At 25.7% G+C, this 19,761-nt stretch carries 17 protein-coding genes; 15 read left to right on the top strand and 2 right to left on the bottom strand.

Features of this window, described 5'->3' with window-relative positions:
• Nucleotides 1-19 precede the first annotated feature (19 nt).
• The 9 genes from SMONO_RS02585 (at nt 20) to yihA (ending at nt 8,541) form a co-directional block, all read left to right on the top strand.
• On the top strand, nt 20-1,933 hold the full coding sequence (locus SMONO_RS02585) for a hypothetical protein (RefSeq protein ID WP_101780799.1): 1,914 nt from the start codon (nt 20-22) through the stop codon (nt 1,931-1,933).
• Between the two features lie 65 nt (nt 1,934-1,998).
• Complete coding sequence (locus SMONO_RS02580; protein WP_101780798.1) at nt 1,999-2,586, top strand: NAD(P)H-dependent oxidoreductase; 588 nt, start codon at nt 1,999-2,001, stop codon at nt 2,584-2,586.
• Between the two features lie 432 nt (nt 2,587-3,018).
• Nucleotides 3,019-3,162: a hypothetical protein gene (locus SMONO_RS04260; RefSeq protein WP_158637903.1), complete on the top strand. Its 144-nt coding sequence runs from the start codon at nt 3,019-3,021 to the stop codon at nt 3,160-3,162.
• A gap of 573 nt (nt 3,163-3,735) precedes the next feature.
• Nucleotides 3,736-4,833 (top strand): adenine-specific methyltransferase EcoRI family protein, encoded by a 1,098-nt coding sequence (locus SMONO_RS02575; protein WP_101780797.1) that lies wholly within the window; start codon nt 3,736-3,738, stop codon nt 4,831-4,833.
• A 4-nt stretch (nt 4,834-4,837) separates the two neighbouring features.
• Entirely contained in the window at nt 4,838-6,070 is a 1,233-nt protein-coding gene (locus SMONO_RS02570) for a GmrSD restriction endonuclease domain-containing protein (RefSeq protein WP_101781105.1), read from the top strand.
• 375 nt (nt 6,071-6,445) lie between these two features.
• Nucleotides 6,446-6,982 carry a hypothetical protein gene (locus SMONO_RS02565; RefSeq protein ID WP_101780796.1) on the top strand — a complete coding sequence of 179 codons (537 nt, stop codon included), beginning with the start codon at nt 6,446-6,448 and terminating at the stop codon, nt 6,980-6,982.
• A 6-nt stretch (nt 6,983-6,988) separates the two neighbouring features.
• Nucleotides 6,989-7,537, top strand: coding sequence for a hypothetical protein (locus SMONO_RS02560; RefSeq protein ID WP_101780795.1), 549 nt, complete (start codon nt 6,989-6,991; stop codon nt 7,535-7,537).
• Between the two features lie 58 nt (nt 7,538-7,595).
• The gene (locus SMONO_RS02555; protein WP_101780794.1) at nt 7,596-7,922 is read left to right on the top strand and encodes a hypothetical protein; all 327 of its coding nucleotides are present in this window, start codon (nt 7,596-7,598) and stop codon (nt 7,920-7,922) included.
• A 28-nt stretch (nt 7,923-7,950) separates the two neighbouring features.
• The gene (gene yihA, locus SMONO_RS02550; protein WP_101780793.1) at nt 7,951-8,541 is read left to right on the top strand and encodes a ribosome biogenesis GTP-binding protein YihA/YsxC; all 591 of its coding nucleotides are present in this window, start codon (nt 7,951-7,953) and stop codon (nt 8,539-8,541) included.
• Nucleotides 8,542-8,569: 28 nt separating this feature from the next.
• Here the strand turns inward: yihA and SMONO_RS02545 are convergent, their stop codons facing one another.
• A complete protein-coding gene (locus tag SMONO_RS02545) occupies nt 8,570-9,217 on the bottom strand; it encodes a nitroreductase family protein (RefSeq protein ID WP_101780792.1) in 648 nt (215 codons plus the stop codon).
• Nucleotides 9,218-9,477: 260 nt separating this feature from the next.
• Between SMONO_RS02545 and SMONO_RS02540 the strand changes: the two genes are divergently transcribed.
• From SMONO_RS02540 to SMONO_RS02515, 6 genes are all read left to right on the top strand, one after another.
• Nucleotides 9,478-10,344: a Cof-type HAD-IIB family hydrolase gene (locus SMONO_RS02540; RefSeq protein ID WP_101780791.1), complete on the top strand. Its 867-nt coding sequence runs from the start codon at nt 9,478-9,480 to the stop codon at nt 10,342-10,344.
• A 20-nt stretch (nt 10,345-10,364) separates the two neighbouring features.
• The gene (locus SMONO_RS02535; protein ID WP_101780790.1) at nt 10,365-11,279 is read left to right on the top strand and encodes a type I phosphomannose isomerase catalytic subunit; all 915 of its coding nucleotides are present in this window, start codon (nt 10,365-10,367) and stop codon (nt 11,277-11,279) included.
• 74 nt (nt 11,280-11,353) lie between these two features.
• A complete protein-coding gene (locus SMONO_RS02530) occupies nt 11,354-13,822 on the top strand; it encodes a fructose-specific PTS transporter subunit EIIC (RefSeq protein ID WP_211277578.1) in 2,469 nt (822 codons plus the stop codon).
• A gap of 128 nt (nt 13,823-13,950) precedes the next feature.
• Nucleotides 13,951-14,655: an ABC transporter ATP-binding protein gene (locus SMONO_RS02525; RefSeq protein WP_101780789.1), complete on the top strand. Its 705-nt coding sequence runs from the start codon at nt 13,951-13,953 to the stop codon at nt 14,653-14,655.
• Nucleotides 14,655-15,587 (top strand): ABC transporter permease, encoded by a 933-nt coding sequence (locus SMONO_RS02520; RefSeq protein ID WP_101780788.1) that lies wholly within the window; start codon nt 14,655-14,657, stop codon nt 15,585-15,587. Before SMONO_RS02525 ends, SMONO_RS02520 begins: the two co-directional genes overlap by 1 nt.
• A 167-nt stretch (nt 15,588-15,754) precedes the next feature.
• A complete protein-coding gene (locus tag SMONO_RS02515) occupies nt 15,755-18,481 on the top strand; it encodes a hypothetical protein (protein ID WP_101780787.1) in 2,727 nt (908 codons plus the stop codon).
• Between the two features lie 35 nt (nt 18,482-18,516).
• Here the strand turns inward: SMONO_RS02515 and SMONO_RS02510 are convergent, their stop codons facing one another.
• Nucleotides 18,517-19,353, bottom strand: coding sequence for an SDR family oxidoreductase (locus tag SMONO_RS02510; protein WP_101780786.1), 837 nt, complete (start codon nt 19,351-19,353; stop codon nt 18,517-18,519).
• Nucleotides 19,354-19,761: the final 408 nt, after the last annotated feature.

Genomic DNA, 19,761 nt, shown 5'->3' with positions numbered 1-19,761 from the left:
TGGTATAACTACTATTGATATGAAAATAAGTGGTCTAACTGCGGCTTGTGAATTGGATGGTGAAAACATTATTGTTGCTATTGGAAACAAGATTTATAAAATTGAAAATAAAGTACTTGATAGAAACTTGACCGAAGCAAACCTAGGTGAGCCTATTAAAACAGTTAATGGAGTGAAAAATATTACTGATATGACCGTTAATGGAGATTCAATAACAATAACTTCAGAACAAGGTAAACAAATATATAGTGGAATTTCAGGAGATGAAGAATTAAAATTAACAGAAACTTTAATTTCTGCTGATATTTCATTTTCAACTTCATATGAAGGAAAAAATGGAACTTACTTTGTAAAAGATGATAGAAGTAAAATTGGTTACTCAAGAAGTTATGTTGAAATAACTAATGGAGTTCAAAAGGCTTTAACAAATAACATAAATGCAGCTGGTGCCAGAAAAGAAACAGCATTTGCATTAGTTGAAAGTTCAAATGGGAACTTAAACTTAAATGAAGCTTTACAAATTCTTCCTGATGCTAAATCATTTAATGGATTAATAACAAGTAATGATTTTAATGGATGACACAAAGAAATAGAATTAGATATTAATACTAAATTTGTTAGAAATTCAGGGAGTGTTATAGTATCAAATTCAGATTCTTCAATCTTTACTTCAAAAGATGGAGCAACAATCTCAACTAGAGTTAAAGTTCAAAAAGAAGTTATTACTGATCCGAATAAATTAGCTGAAATATATGATGATATTGATAGACAATTAGGAAATAATTTAAAAGTTGTAAGATCAAACTCAATTGACTTATCAGATCAAAAAATAATTGAAGCTGTTGCAAAACCAAAAGAAGGACTTCTATTAGAAAGTTCAGTTCAAAATCAATCATTAAACTTTAAAATATCATTTGATCAAATTGGTAACACTGTTGTTACTGGTCAGTTCCTAACTCAAGGAATTGAAGGAGATATATTTGAAGGTGAAGAATTTGATTACCAATTACTTGGTATGAAAAATGTGCCAAGTGATTTTAAAGTAACTGGTGGATATGAAATTGTTGGAACTCCTACATCAAATGGAAATGATACAACAGTTAAACTAAAAGCAACAAAAACTGGAAAGCAAAGAATTGGATTTACTGGTAGTGGATATGACTTTGATGTAAAAGATAGTTTAAATGTTGTTAGCAGCACGATTTCAGTTAAAGGTCTTGGATCTACTTTAAGAATTAAAGAAGGGCAAGTAAAAACTTTCCAAGTTGAAAACTATAATATGTTTAGTTCAGTATCTGTCAATCTTCCATTGACAACTTATGAAGAAGGTACAGAAATTTCTAGTGCAACTTATTCATATGATAATACAACAGGTAAGTTAGCTATTACTGGAGGAAAATCTGGTGAAGCACTTGATATAACTGTTAGTGCACAATCAGCTAGACCTGGAGTTACAATTAACTCAATTAATTCAAAACTTACAGTATTTATTCCTGGAACAATGCCGTTATGATTAATTATCTTATTGGCAGTGTTATTAGTTTTATTATTATCTGGTGTTGGATACTTTGTTTGATGAAAATTCTTCAGAAGTGAATTCCAAAACCGTCAACCAAGATATGCAGCTATTGCAGCTGATAAACATGCTGTTGCAAAAGCTAAAAAAACTGAAACAGCTAAAATAAGAAAAGACAAAGGAATTGTAAGAAGTGGATTATTTGAAAGAGAGTTAGAATATAACTTAGACAAATTAAATGATCCAGATTATGAATCAAAATACGTTTGAGTAAATGATGGTAAATCAAGAGTTGAAGATATGGAACCAGTTTTAAATAACTGAGACAAATCAAATAATGGTAATAGAAAACCAAATAAAAAAGACCCTGAATTAGAATCAAGATTACAAAACGTTAAAAAGGGAGTTAAAAAGTAGGTTTACCTACTTTTTTTATTTCACTAAAAAGTGTATTATTATTTTGTTAGCAAAGAGGTAATATTATGAAAACAGTTATTGTAATAGCGAATCCAAAACAAAAAAGTTTTAACCATGCAATTGCAGATTCTGTAATTGAAGGATTAAAGAAAGCAAATAAGCAATATGAAGTATGGGATTTAAATGAAATGAAATTTAATCCTGTTATTTCAGAAAAAGAGTTTCAAGCTTTTGGTTATGCTGAATATGATCCGAACTTAGAACACTTCACTGAAGTATTAAAAAACGAATGTGATCAAATAGTTATTATTTATCCAATAATCTTCTTTGAAATGCCAGCAATCCTAAAAGGATTCTTTGATAGAGTATTTATTGGGACATTGATTAAAGAGGGTAACAATCCAGTTGATTGAAAACCATCAATAAATATTGAAAAAACATTTATTATTGAAACATCTCTTGGAGATATGTGAGAAGTAGTAACAAACCAAACAAAAAAACACAATGATGCAATTACAGCACAAGTTATGAGAAAAATAGGTTTGTATAATCCAATCATTCAAACTTATAAAGGTCTTGCAACCTCAACTTTAGAAGAACGTCAAGCATTCTTGAAAAATTTAGAATTACAGTTTTCTAAATTTGATGTTTAATTTTAAAAATAAAAAGTTATTTATACAATTTATAACTTTATTTATTCTATAATAAATAAATAAATAAATAAATAAATAAATAAATAAATAAATAAATATGAAGATAAAATTATTGAAAAAATGACTAAAAATCAATTTAGAACAAGATTTAATAGTAAAAAATCTTGTTCTAGTTTTGTATTAGAAAAAAAAAAAAAAAAGTTTAAATGTAACTTTAATTCAATTATTTTTATTTAAGAGATAAAGGTGAAAGTTTTTTTTACTAAATGTTATTCAACAGCTTCAATATTTAAAAAAATAATAGTTTATAATTTTAATATTAAATTGTTAGATTAATTTAAAATTATATATTTAGTTTAAATATCTAAAAATAGGTTATCTGCTAAAGAAATGTTCCTGGATTTGGAGCGTAGTTATCTTATAACTTGGAGAATGTTACATAAAATTAGAATAATGTTAAATGAATATGTTGAATTTTCTGATAGTAGTCAAATTGAAATATACGAAACCTATGTTGGTGGAAGACCTAAAAATTGAAGTAAATTTAAAAGAATAATACATAAACAAAATATGTAAAAATTTAAGAATTTTAGGATTGTGTTTAAGAGATAAATAAATTAAGACTTTAATAATAGGTTTTTATGAAAGATAAAAATCAAAAAAGTAATATTAAGACACATTGAAAAAATCAAAAAAATAAATAAAAAAGAAAATGCTAAATTACATGTTAAACAAATTTTCAAGTAATAATTTTTTTAAATTGAAGAATCAAAAATTTACTCATCATTATATAAGAATTTTTGAGCATTATAGTATAGATCATTTAAGCAATAAATATGTATTTTATAAAAAACAAAAAGATGAAAAGAATTAAATGTATATACAAATTATATTTAGAGCTTTTGAATTATTTTTAAAAGAGCAATTAAAGGAATTTTTTTCAATTTAACAGCATAAATAAATGAATATTTGAATGTATAATAAACAATGTATTTTAAAAAAATAATATGTAAAAATTTTATCAATTTAAAATTGCAAATATATTGCCTAAATAAATTATCTTCAAAAATCTATTTTTATAATGTAAATGATATAATTAAATTGTTTTTAATGATAGTTTAATTAAATATTAAGGGGTGAACATTTTTAATGAAACAAAATTTGGCAAATGCAAAAAAAATAAAAAATGATGAATTTTACACTACTTATGAAACAATTGAATCGGAAATGTCTTATTATTGGGATAACTTTAAGGGAAAAACAATTTTATGTAATTGTGATGATCCTGAACTATTTAAGGATTTTTTTGGATCAAAAACATGAAAAAAAATGTTAGATGAAGCTGTATTGAAGAATGATTCAAAATTATTGTCTACTGCAAATCAATATTTTAAAAATAAAAATCCAAATGATTTTGAACAAAAATCAAGTCAATTTTGATTGTATTTTCATAAAATGTTTTCTTCCTTAGGTCTTAAAGAATTAATAGCAACACATTATAATAATGAAAATAAAGTCACATATGGCATGAGATACAAAGGTGGAAATGATTTAGATATTTATGATTTTGAACCTATTTGATTTAAAACTTCTAATGGGGATTTTAGAAGTGAAGAATGTATAAAGCTTTTAAAAGAATCAGATATAGTAATAACTAATCCGCCATTTAGTTTATTTAGAGAGTTCGTGTCTCAAATAATTGAAAATAAGAAGAAGTTTTTAATAATTGGTAATATGAATGCAATTTCCTATAAAGAAATATTTAAATTAATTAAAAATAATGAATTATGATTAGGCGTAACGCAACCAAAAAAACATAAAGTACCTTTCGATACTTTATTTGATGATAAGAAAATGATTAGAACAGCAAACGGGGATATTTTACAAAAATTTGGAAATCATAATTGATTTACAAATTTAGATTTTAAAAAAAGATATGAAAAATATCCTTTAAATTATCTTTATGAGAATGAAAGTGAAATATATCGCAAATATTGTAATTATGATGCAATAAATGTTGATAAGATTAAACAAATTCCGGTTGATTATTTTGAACCAATGGGGGTTCCTATTTCGTTTTTATTAAAGTGAAATCCAGATCAATTTGATATTATTGGTCTTGGAAGAAATCCCTGAATTTCTACAACTCCAAATGAATTAGGAAAACAAGAGGATGTTTGATATGAGGATGAAAATGGAAAAAAAGTTTTCCCTTATATGAGAATGATAATTAAAAGGAGAAAATAATTTAATGAAAATAGATAATAATATAAGAACAATCAAAATAAAGGATTTGTTTGAGGGTTATAAAAAATTAAGTGAAATAGATGATGATGAAGAGGTTTTGGCTTGAAAAGGTAATTTAATAGTAAGGCCGGCTTATCAAAGGGAATTTATTTATGATATGGAAAAACAACAAAAAGTTATTGAGAGCGTAATCCAAGAATTCCCTTTAAATACTATTTTTTTAGTAAATGTAGAATCTAATAATGAAAAGTATGAAGTATTAGATGGTCAGCAAAGAATATTAAGTATTTGTCAATTTTTAGCTGATGTTAATTCTTTTAATTTAGAAGGAATTTTTAATGGTTCGAAAATGAATGCTACTAATTTAAAACAATCTTTACCCACAACATATAATAAAATTATGAATTATGAACTTGATATTAGAATTTGTCTGGGAAATAATGAAGAAAAATTAAAATGATTTAAAGTTATAAATACAGCTGGAGAAAAATTAAATGAGCAAGAATTGAGAAATGCAGCTTATACAGGAACTTGGCTTACTGAGGCTAAAAAATATTTTGGATTAAGCAAAAACGGTTGTCGTGCATTGATTGAACCCATGAGAAATGATTGCAAGATTGTTGAACTTGATGATACAAAGGCGGGAAGACAAAAAGTTTTAGAATTAGCATTGGAATGAAAAAGTAGTTTTGATTATATTATAAATAAAGAAATTTGCGATATTGAATCTTATATGAACAAATATAGAAATGAAAGTAATGCAAATGATTTGATTGATCATTGAAATAAGGTTGTCAGTTGAGTTTTAGATATTTTTGGATATAAAAATTCAAGCTACTTATTTGCAAAGGAATTAAAATCTGTAAATAAAAAATGAGGAGATATTTATAATATTTCATATAATAAAAAATTTAATTTTATTGATATACAAACAAAAGTTGAAGAATTAATGGAGGATGAAGAAATTATAAAAAAACCTGGTATTTTTCCATACGTTTTAACAAATGATGAAAAATATTTAAGTTTTAGAGCTTTTGATAAAACAATGAAAAGAAAAAAATTTCTTGAGCAAAAAGGAATTTGTCCAGGATTTAAAGGTCGAAAATGCGAGAAAGTCTTTCAATTTGAAAAAATGGAAGGAGATCATATTGTTCCTTGAAGCAAGGGTGGAAAAACAGTTTATGAAAACTTACAAATGTTATGTGTAGATTGCAACAGATTTAAAACAAATAAATAAAATTAAAGAAATTTTTATAAAAAGCAAAACCTCTTTAAATAAGTGGTTTTTATTTATCAAATATTAATGTTTTAAAGTGTATAAATATAATAAAAAAAATCCTTTAAAGGGTTTTCCTATACAATTTAACTAGGTAAAGGTTTTATTGCAGCGCTTATGAATAACTTACAAAGTTAATCATTACATTTTCCAGCAGGATCTTAATTTGTAAAAATATACTGATTAACTAAAACAATGAATAAAAAGTTAACCTATATACTTTCTAATAAAAATAATGCTTCTAGCATTTTTTTATTAGAAAGTATTTTATTAACTGTATTTATTTTTATTGAAATTATAGTTGATATAATAAAACAAGTATTGGGGGTTTATAAAATGGAATCAAAAGATCATATTGTAATTATAATTATTTCGCTTTGGTTAATCTCAGTACTTATTACAGGTATTTTAGCTTTAATTTTTAAAGGAAAGTACAAATCATTTAAACAAAATTCCAATTTAATAAATGAGGAGTTTAAAAACCAACAAAATCTATTTAAATTAAAAGAAGTCTTAATTGATTTTGAATTACCAAAAGATGAAAAGTGTTATTTTTTTCAAAAAGAAGTTAATTTAATTAAATTAAAGTTAAAAAATAATAAAGATAAAATTGATTATAAAAAAGAATTAAAAGAATCTAAATTAAATTGTTCTTTATATATAACAAACAAAAGAGTCATGATTCAACTTAATGACAAGTATTTTCAATATAATTTAGAAAATATAGTTTACTGCAGTCATATTTTATTTTATTTTAAGAAAAATTGAATTTTTTCAACACAATTAGAAATAAACGACGATAAATATATTATGGGTACTGATAATTTTGATTTACTTTTAACTGTAAAAAAACTTGGTAATAAAGGGGATTAGATAATAATGATATTTTCAAACTTAACTACAGGAAATGTATTAACCGGTTATTGTTTAATGATCTTAACAAGCATTGCTCTTTTTTACTTCTTTGCAATTCACTTTAAAAGACTTAAGAAAATGAAATTAATATGACCAGATAATAAATTTTTAAATAAGAAGTTGTATAAATTTTTCAATTTATATATTTTTATTGGTTTTATGCCAATGTTTGTATTAATTACAATTTACTTTATATTTTGTTTAATATTTAAAGAATTAGAGATACTATCAATTCTATTCACTTTCTTTTACTTGTTATATACTATTCAAGTTATTGTTTATATATCTATTTTAAGTGCAAAACAAAGCTCTATTATTGCTTTTGAATATGAAGGCCAATTAATTTTATTTAATGAAGTTATTGATATGAAAAATATTATTGACATATCACATAATTTAAAAAGAACCGTTATTTTTATAACCTTTAGAGATGAAAAAGGATTAGAAGATTTGGTAAAAACTTCATATAATTGAAAATTATATGATTATTTAAAGGGTTTAAATTTAAAATAAACTATTAAATTACTAAAATTGTTTTATAATTATTTTATAGTCGGATGAGGTACTTTTTATGTTAGAAAAATTTTTAAATAAAAATGAAAAGAAGTTATTTTCTATTAAAACTTTAAAAAAGATCAAAAGACAAGATTTTAGAAGTTATTTAGATATGGAAGAAACTATCTTAGAATCAATGAAACAACAATATGAATTGGAAAAAAAATACAACAATAGAGTGTTGGAAAACAGAATTGCAAATCAACAACACTTTGTTGACACACTAAACAAGTATTATAATGAAGTTCTTCTTAAAAGAAGAGAAGTAATTAAAGATGAAACAGATTACATTACAGAAGAGTTTGAAAACATGTTAAAAGAGTTTATAAAAATTCAAAAATAGTAAAAATAAAAGTGGAGATTAAAACATTATGATAAAACAAGCTAAATTTTTAACTTCAGCTGCTAATAAAAGTGGTTGATTAAAGGATAATATTCCAGAGGTTTGCTTTATTGGGAGAAGTAATGTTGGAAAATCCACTTTTATTAACGCTTTAACAAATCAAAACAAACTTGCAAAAACATCATCAACACCAGGAAAAACAAGACTTTTAAATTTCTTTGATATTAATAATTCACAATTTAGAATAGTGGATGCACCTGGTTATGGTTATGCAAGGGTAAATCATGATCAAAAATTAGCATTTGCAAAAATGATGGATGAATATTTAACTAATAGAGATGAATTGAAGTTTATTTGTCAATTGGTAGACTTAAGACACCCACCAACAAAAGATGATGTTGAAATGTATAATTTCTTTAAGCATCACGAAATAAAGGTTTTTATCGTGGCAACAAAAAGAGATAAGTGTAAAAAGAATGATATTCAGAAAAACGAAAAAATTATTAAACAAACATTGGATTTTGATCCAAATGATAAGTTTTTATCAATTTCTTCAACTGAAAAAAATAATCTAGACAAAGTATATGATATTTTCATGGAAATGTTTGAAATGAATTAAAAAATAACACTAAAGTGTTATTTTTTAATTATTCAACTATTTTGTAAGCTTTATCTGATGGTCTTCTAACTTTTGTAAATGAATGATGGAATTCTTGGTCTTTATCGACTTTACCAACGAACATCCCAACTAAAACTTTTTCATCTTTAGAATTTAATAAACCATGTTTTTCAAGTACTGTAGCTATTCCTTTTTGTTCTAAACCTTCTGAAGCACAAACATCTAATCCTAATTCTTGTGCTGTATTTAAAACAGTTCCTAATGAAATATAGGCTTGTCTAGCAACTCATTCATCTCTTGTAATTTCAAGAGCTGACAATATTCCATCAGCTCCACCATAAATCATTTCTCTAACGCTTTCAAATTCAGCTGGAATTGATCTTTCAACTTGTTCTTTAAAGTGAGTTGATTTTAAGTAATCTTCTTTGTAACCAACTCAAATCAAAACCGCAGATGATTGAGTTACACCAACTTGATTTCATCAAGCAGGTAACAATTCTTCTTTAATTTCTTTATTTTCGATCATTAAAACTCTAAAAGGTTCCATACCAAATGAACTTGGTGCGAATCTAATTGATTCTAATAATTCTGTTTTTTGTTCATCGCTTAATTTAAAGTCTTGAACATATCTTTTTGCTGAAATTCTTTCTTCTAGCATTTTTAAACTTTTTGTCATTTTCTTTTTCCTCTTTCTAAAAAGACAACGAAAAAATATTAAAAATTATTAGTTTTTAAAAACTAATCAAAGTTATATTTTTATTAAATTTTCTTCAGTAATTAAACCATTTGTCTTTTAAAACATTTTATATAATAAGTAGAATGAAAATTTGCTCTTCATAATACTTATTTATTATAACTAATATATTAAATATATTTTATTTAAATTAATTTTTTACAAAACAAGTTAAAATAATCTTGTAATAAGGAGTAATAATTATGAAAGAATTTAAAAAAATAGCAGCAACAGATATGGATGGAACAATAATTTTTGAATGAGATAATGTTAGTGAAGAAAATAAAAAGGAGTTATTAAAATTTCAAAAGGATTCAAATAATAGTTTAACAATTGTTACTGGTAGAAATTATTTTATGGCTGACTTTGCAGCAAGAGATTTAAATATTAAATTACCAGTAATTTGTTCTAATGGAGCTTCGGTGATTGACCCAAATACATTTGAATACATTGCTAAAAATCATTTTTCTAAAGAAGAAATAAAAGATTTGATGGAAAAGTTTTTATCAACAAATATTGATGTATGTATTTCAAATGATTTTAGAGTTCATTATGTAAAACATGATGATTGACAAGAAATGTTAACTAATAACAAGACTAAAATAAGTTTTGATCATTTTCCCAATGATCAAATTCTGTACAAATATGATGATTTAGAACATATGATAAATGATGGTCTAGATCATGATGAAAGTTTTCCTGTACTTGTTGCAAACACAATAAGTGATGAAGAACTTGACTATGTAAGAAAAATTGTAGAAGAGAAATCATTATTAGCTCTAGAATTTCCAAGAGAAAATGGAGGATGTAGAATAGAACTTTTTAAAGAAGATGCAACCAAAAGTTGAGGACTAAACGCTTTGTTAAATCACTATAAACTTACTAAAGAAGATATTCATGTGTTTGGAGATGAACATAATGACTATCCAATGTTTAGAGATTTTCCAAATTCTTATGCAATGGGAAATGCAATTGATGGAATCAAAGAACTTGCAAAAGAAGTTATTGATACAGTTCAAAGCGCTGGAGTTGGTAAAAAACTAAACTCAATTATTGAAGATTTTAAATAATAAATGGAGGTATTGAATAAATGGATAGAATTATTAAAATTAAGCCATTCTTTTCCGAAAGAATTTGAGGGGGAGAAAAACTTAGGGAATTTGGATTTGATATACCAAAAAACAATATAGGAGAGGCTTGAGTTATTTCTGCTCATGAAAATGGTATGTCTTATTTGGAAGGTGAAAATATCTCTTTTAAAGATTTTTATGAAAAAAATAAAGATATTTTTTGTTTTTCAAAAGAAGAACAATACCCTTTACTTACAAAGATAATAACTGCCAATGACTTTTTGTCTGTTCAAGTGCATCCTAACGATGAATATGCAAAGAATAAACATAATTCTCTTGGTAAGCCAGAAAGTTGATATATTTTAGATTGTCCTGAAAATGCAAAATTAATTTATGGTCATAAAGCAGAAAGTATTAACCAATTCAAGGAAATGGTTAAAAATGGTGAATGAAATAATTTGCTTAAAGAAGTTGAAATCAATAAAGGGGATTTCCTTTATGTTGAACCAGGAAAAATACATGCAATAACACCCGGTGTAACTGTTTATGAAATTCAAAGATCAAGTGATATCACATATAGACTATATGATTATGACAGAATTGATAATAATGGAAAATCTAGAGAACTTCATATTGAAGATAGTTTAAAAAATGTTTCAATTCCAGATACAAGCGATGTTATTATAAGAAACAATAAAGATTTAAAATTTGATTGTGAATATTTTTCTTTAGAAAAAGTAACTGTAGATAAAGAAAAGGTAGTTTGAAAATGCAATATGGATTTAAAATGATACCAATTTACTGTTATTAAAGGAAAGTGCTTAATAAATGACTTAGAATTCAAATTGGGTGACTCAGCTTTTTGTATAAAAGAAGAAGGCGAACTAACAATCGAAGGAGAATCAGAATTACTAATTTCCTGAATAAATTTATAGTTTAAAAAAAACAGCTAAAAGGGTTGTTTTTTTTTTTTTTTTTTTAGAAAATTATCTAGAAAAAAGAAAGGAAAATGGAAATTTTGGAAAATATTTATATAGACAAAAATATATTCTTAGACATTGAACTAAATTCAAAAGATGAAGTTCTAAAATATATTACAAATAAAGCACAAGAACTTGGTATTTTTTCAGAATCAGAATCTCTTTTAAAGGCATTTTATAAAAGAGAAGAAGAAGGAACAACTGGGTTTGAAGATGGTTTTGCAATACCCCATGCAAAGGTAAAGGGTATAAAAAGCGCTTCAATAATTTGTGTTAGAACATTAGGCGATGTAGAATGAGAATCACTTGATGGTAAACCTACAAAAGTTATTATTGCATTAATAATACCCGAAAATGCTTCAAGTGAACATTTAAATATATTAAGTGAAACTGCTAAAAAACTTATGTCTGAAGATTTAAGAAAAAAATTAAAAACTGCTAAAAACTCGAAAGAATTCTCTAAATTTATGGATATTAAAGTAGATAAAGTCTTTAAAGAAGCAAATACCCTTGATGGTAAAAATGTTGTTGCAATTACTGCGTGTGTTGTTGGTGTTGCTCATACTTATATGGCAGAAGATAAACTATTATCAGAATTATCAAAAGCGGGACACAATATTCGTGTTGAAACACAAGGAAGTAAAGGGGTTGGTACCCCATTAACTTCAAAAGAAATTGAAGCTGCTGATGTAGTCATTATTGCAGCGGATACAAAAGTTAATCTTGAAAGATTTAATGGGAAATTGGTGTACTCAACACATGTTGCCAGAGCTATAAAAGAACCATTAAAGGTTCTTGACGATGCTTTTTTAAAAGGAAGCATTCAATTAGGGGTTGAATTTAGCAATGAAGGTGGAATTGCTAAACAAAAACAAGGGGTTCTACAACATATACTTGCTGGTATTTCATATATGATCCCTGTAATTATAATGGGTGGAATTTGTTTGGCATTTTCAATAGGAATTGCTAAAGCAATTTGAGGACCCGAATCAGGTACTGCTGGTCCTGAAAACAGATATCCTTGAAATCCATTAGCAATAATGGATTCAATTGGAGGAGCTGCATTTACATTAATGATACCTATATTAGCTGGATTCATAGCTAATTCAATAGCTGGAAGAGCAGCAATTGCTCCTGCAATGCTTGGTGCTTTTATTGGTAATGATGCTTCTAAATTCATGCCTTTACCAGGTATGAGTGAAGTTAGAACCCCAACAGGATTTATTGGAGCTATTATTGCTGGTTTATTGGTTGGTTACTATGTTCAGTGAGTTAATACTTGAAAAGTTAACAAATCATTAAAAGCTGTTATGCCAATATTCTTCATACCTCTAACAGCAGGTATTGGAATATCTGTTCTATTTATTTATGTAATTGGTGGACCAATTGGTTATGTGATGGAACAATTATCTAATGCAATTAAGAGTGGATATCAAAGTCCAAACTTTGGTATTGGATTGGGAATTGCCTTGGGAATATTGTTAGGTGCTATGGCATCATTTGATATGGGGGGTCCAATTAACAAAATTGCATTTGTTACTTGTGCATCACTTGTTACTCTAGCAGATCCTATTGCAGAACCTATGGGTGCAATGGCGGCTGCAATACCAGTTGCTCCTTTATCAATGGGTTTGAGCACAATTGTGTTTAAACGATTCTTTACAAAAGAAGAAAGAGGAATGGGTATTTCCGCAATGATTATGGGTACTATTGGTATTTCTGAAGGTGCAATCCCATTTGCTATTAGAGACCCTAAAAGAGCAATTATTTCAAATGTTCTTGGTGGAATGGTTGCAGGAGCAATTGCAGGAGCATTTCAAATAACTGATCTTGCAGCTCATGGTGGACCAATTGTTGCTATATTGGGTGCTGTTCCTTATGGATGACAAACTGCAGTATTCTTCATAGCTATTGCTTCTGGAGTTGCTGTTACAACATCGGTTTATGGAATGTTATTAATTTCAAGCAGAGGAACTGTGGGATCTTTAAAAGAAACTCATGTTCTTACTGTTGAAAAATTTATTGAAGATAAGAAATATGAAATTTCAGAGATTAAAAATGAAATTAAAGGATTAAATGAATTAGTAAAAATGTCTAAAACTCAAAAAGAAAGAGAAGATGTTATCTATAAAATAAATGCTTTAAAAGATAAAATAAATTTAATTAATAGTGAAACAACTCAAAAAATCGAAAAAGCTAAATTAATTTACAAAGGTTTAAAAGATTCTGAAAAAGAATTTGTAAATAAAAAAAGAGAAGAAACTAAAAAATTTGTTAAAACCGCAAAAGAAGATAGAGCTAATGCGATTTCAGATTTAGTTAATAATAAAAAAGAAAAGGTTTCATCATTGGAAAAATTTGATAAAAAAAATTATTTAGAAGAATATTCAAACCAAAAAATTAACATTAAAGATGAATTTGAAAATAAAATTGTAGAGCATCAAATTAAACTTAGAGAAAAGTTTACAAATGAGTATAAGTCTAAAGTTTTAATTTAAAAATACAAAAACGCTATAATGCGTTTTTTATTTTTTATAAAAACAAGAGAAAAAAATTATATTTGAAATAAAAATCTTGTATGTTTATTTATTTATGATATATTTTCTTTAATAAGGAGAAAATAGAAATGCAAACAATCATTGACGTAAAAAATATTTCAAAATCGTTTGGCAAAAAAATTATCTTTAAAGACTTTAGTTTAGAAATAAAAGAAGGTCAACGTGTAGCTTTGATGGGAGCTAATGGTTGTGGTAAAACAACATTAGTGGAAATGATAGCTCAATTTAGTAAACCTGATTCAGGGGAAATTAAAATTAACTTACAAAACAATATCAAACAAGAAATAGGTATCCAATTACAAGAAGGCAGTTGACCAAATGGAATAACTGCACAAAATATGTTAGATTTTTATAAGTCGGTTTATCCAAAATTTACAAAAGAGTGAGAGGAAAAACTGAAACAAGTTTTTGAAATAGAGGAATTCATTAACAGACCACTTAAAAAATTAAGCGGAGGTCAAAGACAAAGATTTAATGCTATGATTTCAATCATGAACAATCCTAAAATAGTAATCTTAGATGAACTTACAACAGGACTTGATATGGAATTACAATTTAAAATTATAGATTTTTTTAAGGTAAATACAAAAGAATTTAAACAAACACTATTGTTGGTTTCTCATCACCCAGAAGAAGTGGAAGAAATGTGTGACAGACTTATCATTATCAAAGATAGTAAAGTTTGATATGATGATTCAGTAGAAAATACAATTAAAAATCATAATTCTGTAAGAGAACTTATGAATAGATTTTTTAAAGGAGAAAATAAATAATGAATAAAGTTGGAAAACAAGTTAACTTTGATGCAAAAAAACAAATTAGTATTTTCAATAACTTATCTTTATTATTATTTAAATCATTTATAAAAGAACCCAAATCTATTATCTTTATGATAGTTGTTCCAATATTTTTTAATATTATGTTTTTCTTTATTATGGGTGGAAAATACGGTCAAACTCCAGGTACAGAAAAATTTGCAATTCTTTTTGCATATACATTATTACCTTGTATGACTTGTTTGACTTTGCTTGCCCCAGCGGTAGTTGAATGAAAAAACTCAGTTTTTTTAAAGAGAATTGATATTACAGGAATTAGAAAAAGTGTATTTATAGCGGCATTGTGATTAGTGTATTTAATTGCGGGAATAGTGTCATTTATAATTATGATGTTATTTAATATCATTTTTTCAGAAATTCTTAATGCAATGAGTGTTGAAAAAGCTAACACATTAATTAAATTAATGGGAAATATTCATTGAGGATATTTCTTGCTATCAATGGTATTAATTACGTTAACTTCAATTGCTCTTGCAACAATGTTTGGTGGAATATTTAGTTCATCAGGATCAAGTCAAGGTATGATTATGATGGTTTACTTCTTTAGTATATTCTTGTCAGGAATTATGTTACCTCCAGAAATATTTGAAACAAGCAAAGGCATGATAATATTTACTTATTTTATTCCTCATAAGTATGGAGTGTTCTTATTCTTGTATGCAACAAGGGGTTGAAATAATGGGGGTTGAGATAATCCGTTTAATAAACATTATGAAATTAAGTTTGATGATACTGGTAAACCTACACCTGGTGACTTTATCGGTCAAGATTTTACATCAACATGACAACCAATAATTGGAGCAATATTAATACTTGCTGCAATATTTACAATTACTACATTTACATTTAAATGAAGTGCTAAAAAATAAGAAAAATAAAAACCACTTTACAGTGGTTTTTATTTAATCTAAAGTCGCTATTTGACAAAAAAAAAAAAAAAACATATAATTTTTATAATAAAAGTTTTTAGGGGTAAAAATACTTTTTTTTTTTTTTTTTAACATAATTTTTCTCAGGTTTTTTTGGGGAGTGTATTATGTACTACATATTAATTAACGATAATTCATTTTATGTTGTTGATAATAACCATAATGTTATGGGTAGGTTTTATTTAATAAGCGATGCATTTTCTTATATTCAGTTCTTATACAGAAGCTGCGATCAATGTAGCTGTTATTGAAATACAAATGTGCAAGTGCCTATTTATGAACATTTTTTATTTGGTTTTTGTCAACATTGTTATTGTTGCCAAATGATAATCAAAAATAATGCAAAAGTATGAATACCAAGTTTTAATAATAATACAAATCCTTCAAGCCCAAAAGTAAAAGAAGATTTTGATAGTAAAAATTATAAGAAAAAAAGTGATTTTGAAAATATAAAAAAAGAATCAAAACCAAATAATAATCTTAAAGAAAATTTAGACAAACTAGATAATCTAACAAATAAAGAGAAAAAAATATCTAATCCAAAAGTTAAAAAAAATATATTAATATCTTTGGCTATATTAATTTCATTATTTGTAATATTGGCTCTTTCTATATTTATGTGAATAAATTTTACAAAAGTAACACAAAGTAATCTAATAAGTAATAACTCTATTTTTATGATAAATGATAAAGATACTGAAAAAAGAGTTAAATTTAATAATAAGGTTTCTGATCTTATTGTTAAGGATAAAAATACCCCAAACTCTATTGATATAAAAATTGAATTAGAAAATAAAAGCATAATATTTTACCTTAGTTCTTCTTCACCAATAGGTAATTATTATGTCAACTTCTATTCAAATGAATTTCAACTATCAAAAAAATTAAGCATAACCATTATTGACCCAGAAGAAATTAATCTTGAACAAAATAAAATTGAATTATTGTTAGATTATCAAAATTCAAATAATAAGGTTGTTAAATATAATAAAAATATTAAAGAATTGATTGTAAAGGACATAAGTGGAAACAAGATTGATGTTTCAATAGATCAAAATAATAATAATATTTATTTAAAACCTATAGAAGTTGGTCGAGCTATAATAACTTTTGATTCTCTTTATGCAAAAAAAGAAGAGATTATGGAAGTAAATATAACTGAATCCAAATACGAAATAGATATTCCAGATAGTCTTGAGTTAAAAATAGATGAAGGGCAAAAAGAAATTACAATAATAGAATATAGTCATGCCATTAGAAATCTAAGAGTAATTTCTAATGATAATGATGTAGTTAAAGTAGAAGTTTATCAAGAAGAAAAAACAATAAAATTTTCAGCTCTGAAAAAAGGAAGTACAAATATTGTTTTTGAAGCAGATAATTCTTTAAAAACAAAAACAGTTTCTATAGAGGTTATTGATGAAGGTTATGAAATAAATTTGAGTAAAAAAGAAATTAATTTAGAACTAACAAATGATGTAGTTTCAAGTGAAACAATTGAATACAACAAATCAATAAAGGGATTAAGTATTCATTCTGAAGTTGACCCATCATTAAAAGTTGTTATCAACGATGAACAAAAAACAATACATATTAAAGCAACAAAAATTGGAACTTACAATGTGGAATTTTCTGCAAGTAATTCAAAAAATAATGAAACTCTTGTTATAAAAGTTTTTGACAATAGAGTTGATATAGAACTTAGTGAATCAACTTTAGAGTTTAATATCGTTAATGGTCAAACTGTAGAAAAAACAATAAATTATAATAAAAAGGCTAAAAATTTAATTTTAAAAGAAACTGCTGTAGATTTTATTGATATAAATATAGTTGAATCAAAAGGGGAAATAAAAATAACAGCTTTAAAAAAAGGTGAAACAGAATTAATTTTTAAAGCAGATAACCAAAAAAATGAGGCAGTATTAAAAGTTAAAGTGAATGAGACTACAATACTAGACCCAGTAATCGAAAAAGTGGAAGATAAAACATTATTTGGTGTTGGAGACACAAATGAGTTTTTGGTCAATGTGCAAAACAAAATAGAAAATGAAACATTAAAATTTAAAACAACAAATGAAGAAATTGTAAAAGTTACTTTTGATCAAGATTCAAGTAAAATGAAAATTATAGCTTTAAAACAAGGTAATACATCAATTTTACTCTCTTACAAAAATGCAAAAGATATTAAATTTGATGTTTTTGTAAAAGATATAATTGATATATCTAATTTTGACAAAAATCTTGGTTTTATAGAAGGTTTTGCTGATAAAGGTTCAGACTCTGAACTTAACAAAGAAGATTTAAAAGTTTTAATAAAAGGACTTTTTGAAAAAAATAATATAAAAGAAGAAGAGTATCTTGTATATATGAATGATATACAAATTAGTAATTTCCACAAAATTCAAGGTCAAAAGATTAATAGAAGATTTGATATAACTGCAAAAAGTGATTCTAAATTAATAAAGGGAAGTTTAAAGGATGCATTTTTAAGAACCTCACCACTTGATTTATCTGATAAGGAAAATCAAATTAAAAGTGTTGGATCAATTATTAGTAGTATCACCGATAAAAAAGACTTGCTTGATTCTAATAAAGTTTCTAAAGTCATATTAGAACAATTTATTTCTTTAAACTTTGATTTAAATCCAATTGATATTGTTAATATAGAAATTGAACCTGGTTCAGCTACTAACTTTAAAAATGGTACATACACATTAACAATAAAAGCAAAAGATAACCAAAACAGTGTTAAAAGCAAAACTGTATATCAATTTACTGGATTTTATGTAAATGGTATAAGTGAATATCCTGATATTGAATCTCTATTTAACTAAAATAAAAACCACTTAAAGTGGTTTTTTTAATCATTTTATTCTACGTGTAAGTTTGTAGCTTCTTGTTGAATTTCTTCCATGTCTTTTTTAATTTTAGCAATTTTATCTTCTGCCATTTTATAAGCATCTCTACCTGTGAAGATGTGTAATGGAGGGACTTTATCTTTTTTAGTTAAATTAATAATAAAGTCACAGTATTTTTCTGGATCTCCATCTTGATGTTTATTGAAGTTAGTTAAGTTATCAAAGTACTTATCTCTTGCTTCTTTATAATCAGCAATTTTATCTTCTCCAGTTACCATTGAAGTTGTTTCTAAGAAATTAGTTCTAAAACCTCCAGGTTTTATACAACTTACTCCTATATTCAATCCTTGAAGTTCATGACTAAGAGCTTCTGTTCAACCATCTGTTGCAAATTTAACTGCAGCATAAGTAGAAATATAAGGATCCCCAACATAACCTCAAACAGATGCTGTTGTAAAGATGTGGCCATATTTTTGTTTTCTCATATATGGTAATGCAGCACGTGTTGCGTTTAGAGTACCATAAAAGTTAACTTCAAAACATTTTCTTATTTCTTCATCACTTGTTTCTTCAAATGTTCACAATTGTCCGTAACCAGCGTTGTTAAGTAATATATCAATTGATCCAAACTTATCAACACATTGTTTCATTGCGTCATCCAATTCTTTTTGGTTAGATAAATCAACTTTTAAAGCTAAAAGAGAATCATTGTTACCAACTTGTTCTATAATTTTTTCAGGACTTCTACTTGTAGCAACTACACAGTGTCCTTGATCTAGTAATTTTTTTACAAAGATTAAACCAAAACCTTGACTGGCTCCGGTTATAAATCAAATTTTATTTTTCATTTTTATTTCACCTCTATGTAAATATAGTAAAACATTATAGTAGGTATAAGGCAATAAAAAATATAACTTTTTTGTAAAAAAATATAATCTTAAACAAATATTCTCTAAAATGGTGTATTAGTTATAATAGGAAGATAACTAATACCTCTTAATAATAAAAAAAAAAAAAAAAAGCAAAGAGTGATTTGAAACTTAAAAATATTTTAGTGACTAAAATATTTTACATTTCTTTAAAAAAACCCTTTATATGCAATGATTCTGAGTTTTTTTTTTTTTTTTTATAAACACCTTTTAACTTTTCAAAAAGCATAGATTTTAATGAGTTTTTTTGAAAAGATTAGATTGAAAGAAACATCGGTTTCTTTCACCAGAAGTGATTATTTTGTGACCAATGGTGAATTTAAGTTT

This window comes from Spiroplasma monobiae MQ-1, from assembly GCF_002865545.1.
In the GTDB taxonomy this organism is placed as follows: domain Bacteria; phylum Bacillota_I; class Bacilli_A; order Mycoplasmatales; family Mycoplasmataceae; genus Spiroplasma_A; species Spiroplasma_A monobiae.
The sequence above is the reverse complement of the archived record's forward strand: the minus strand, read 5'-3'. Positions and strand labels throughout refer to the sequence as shown.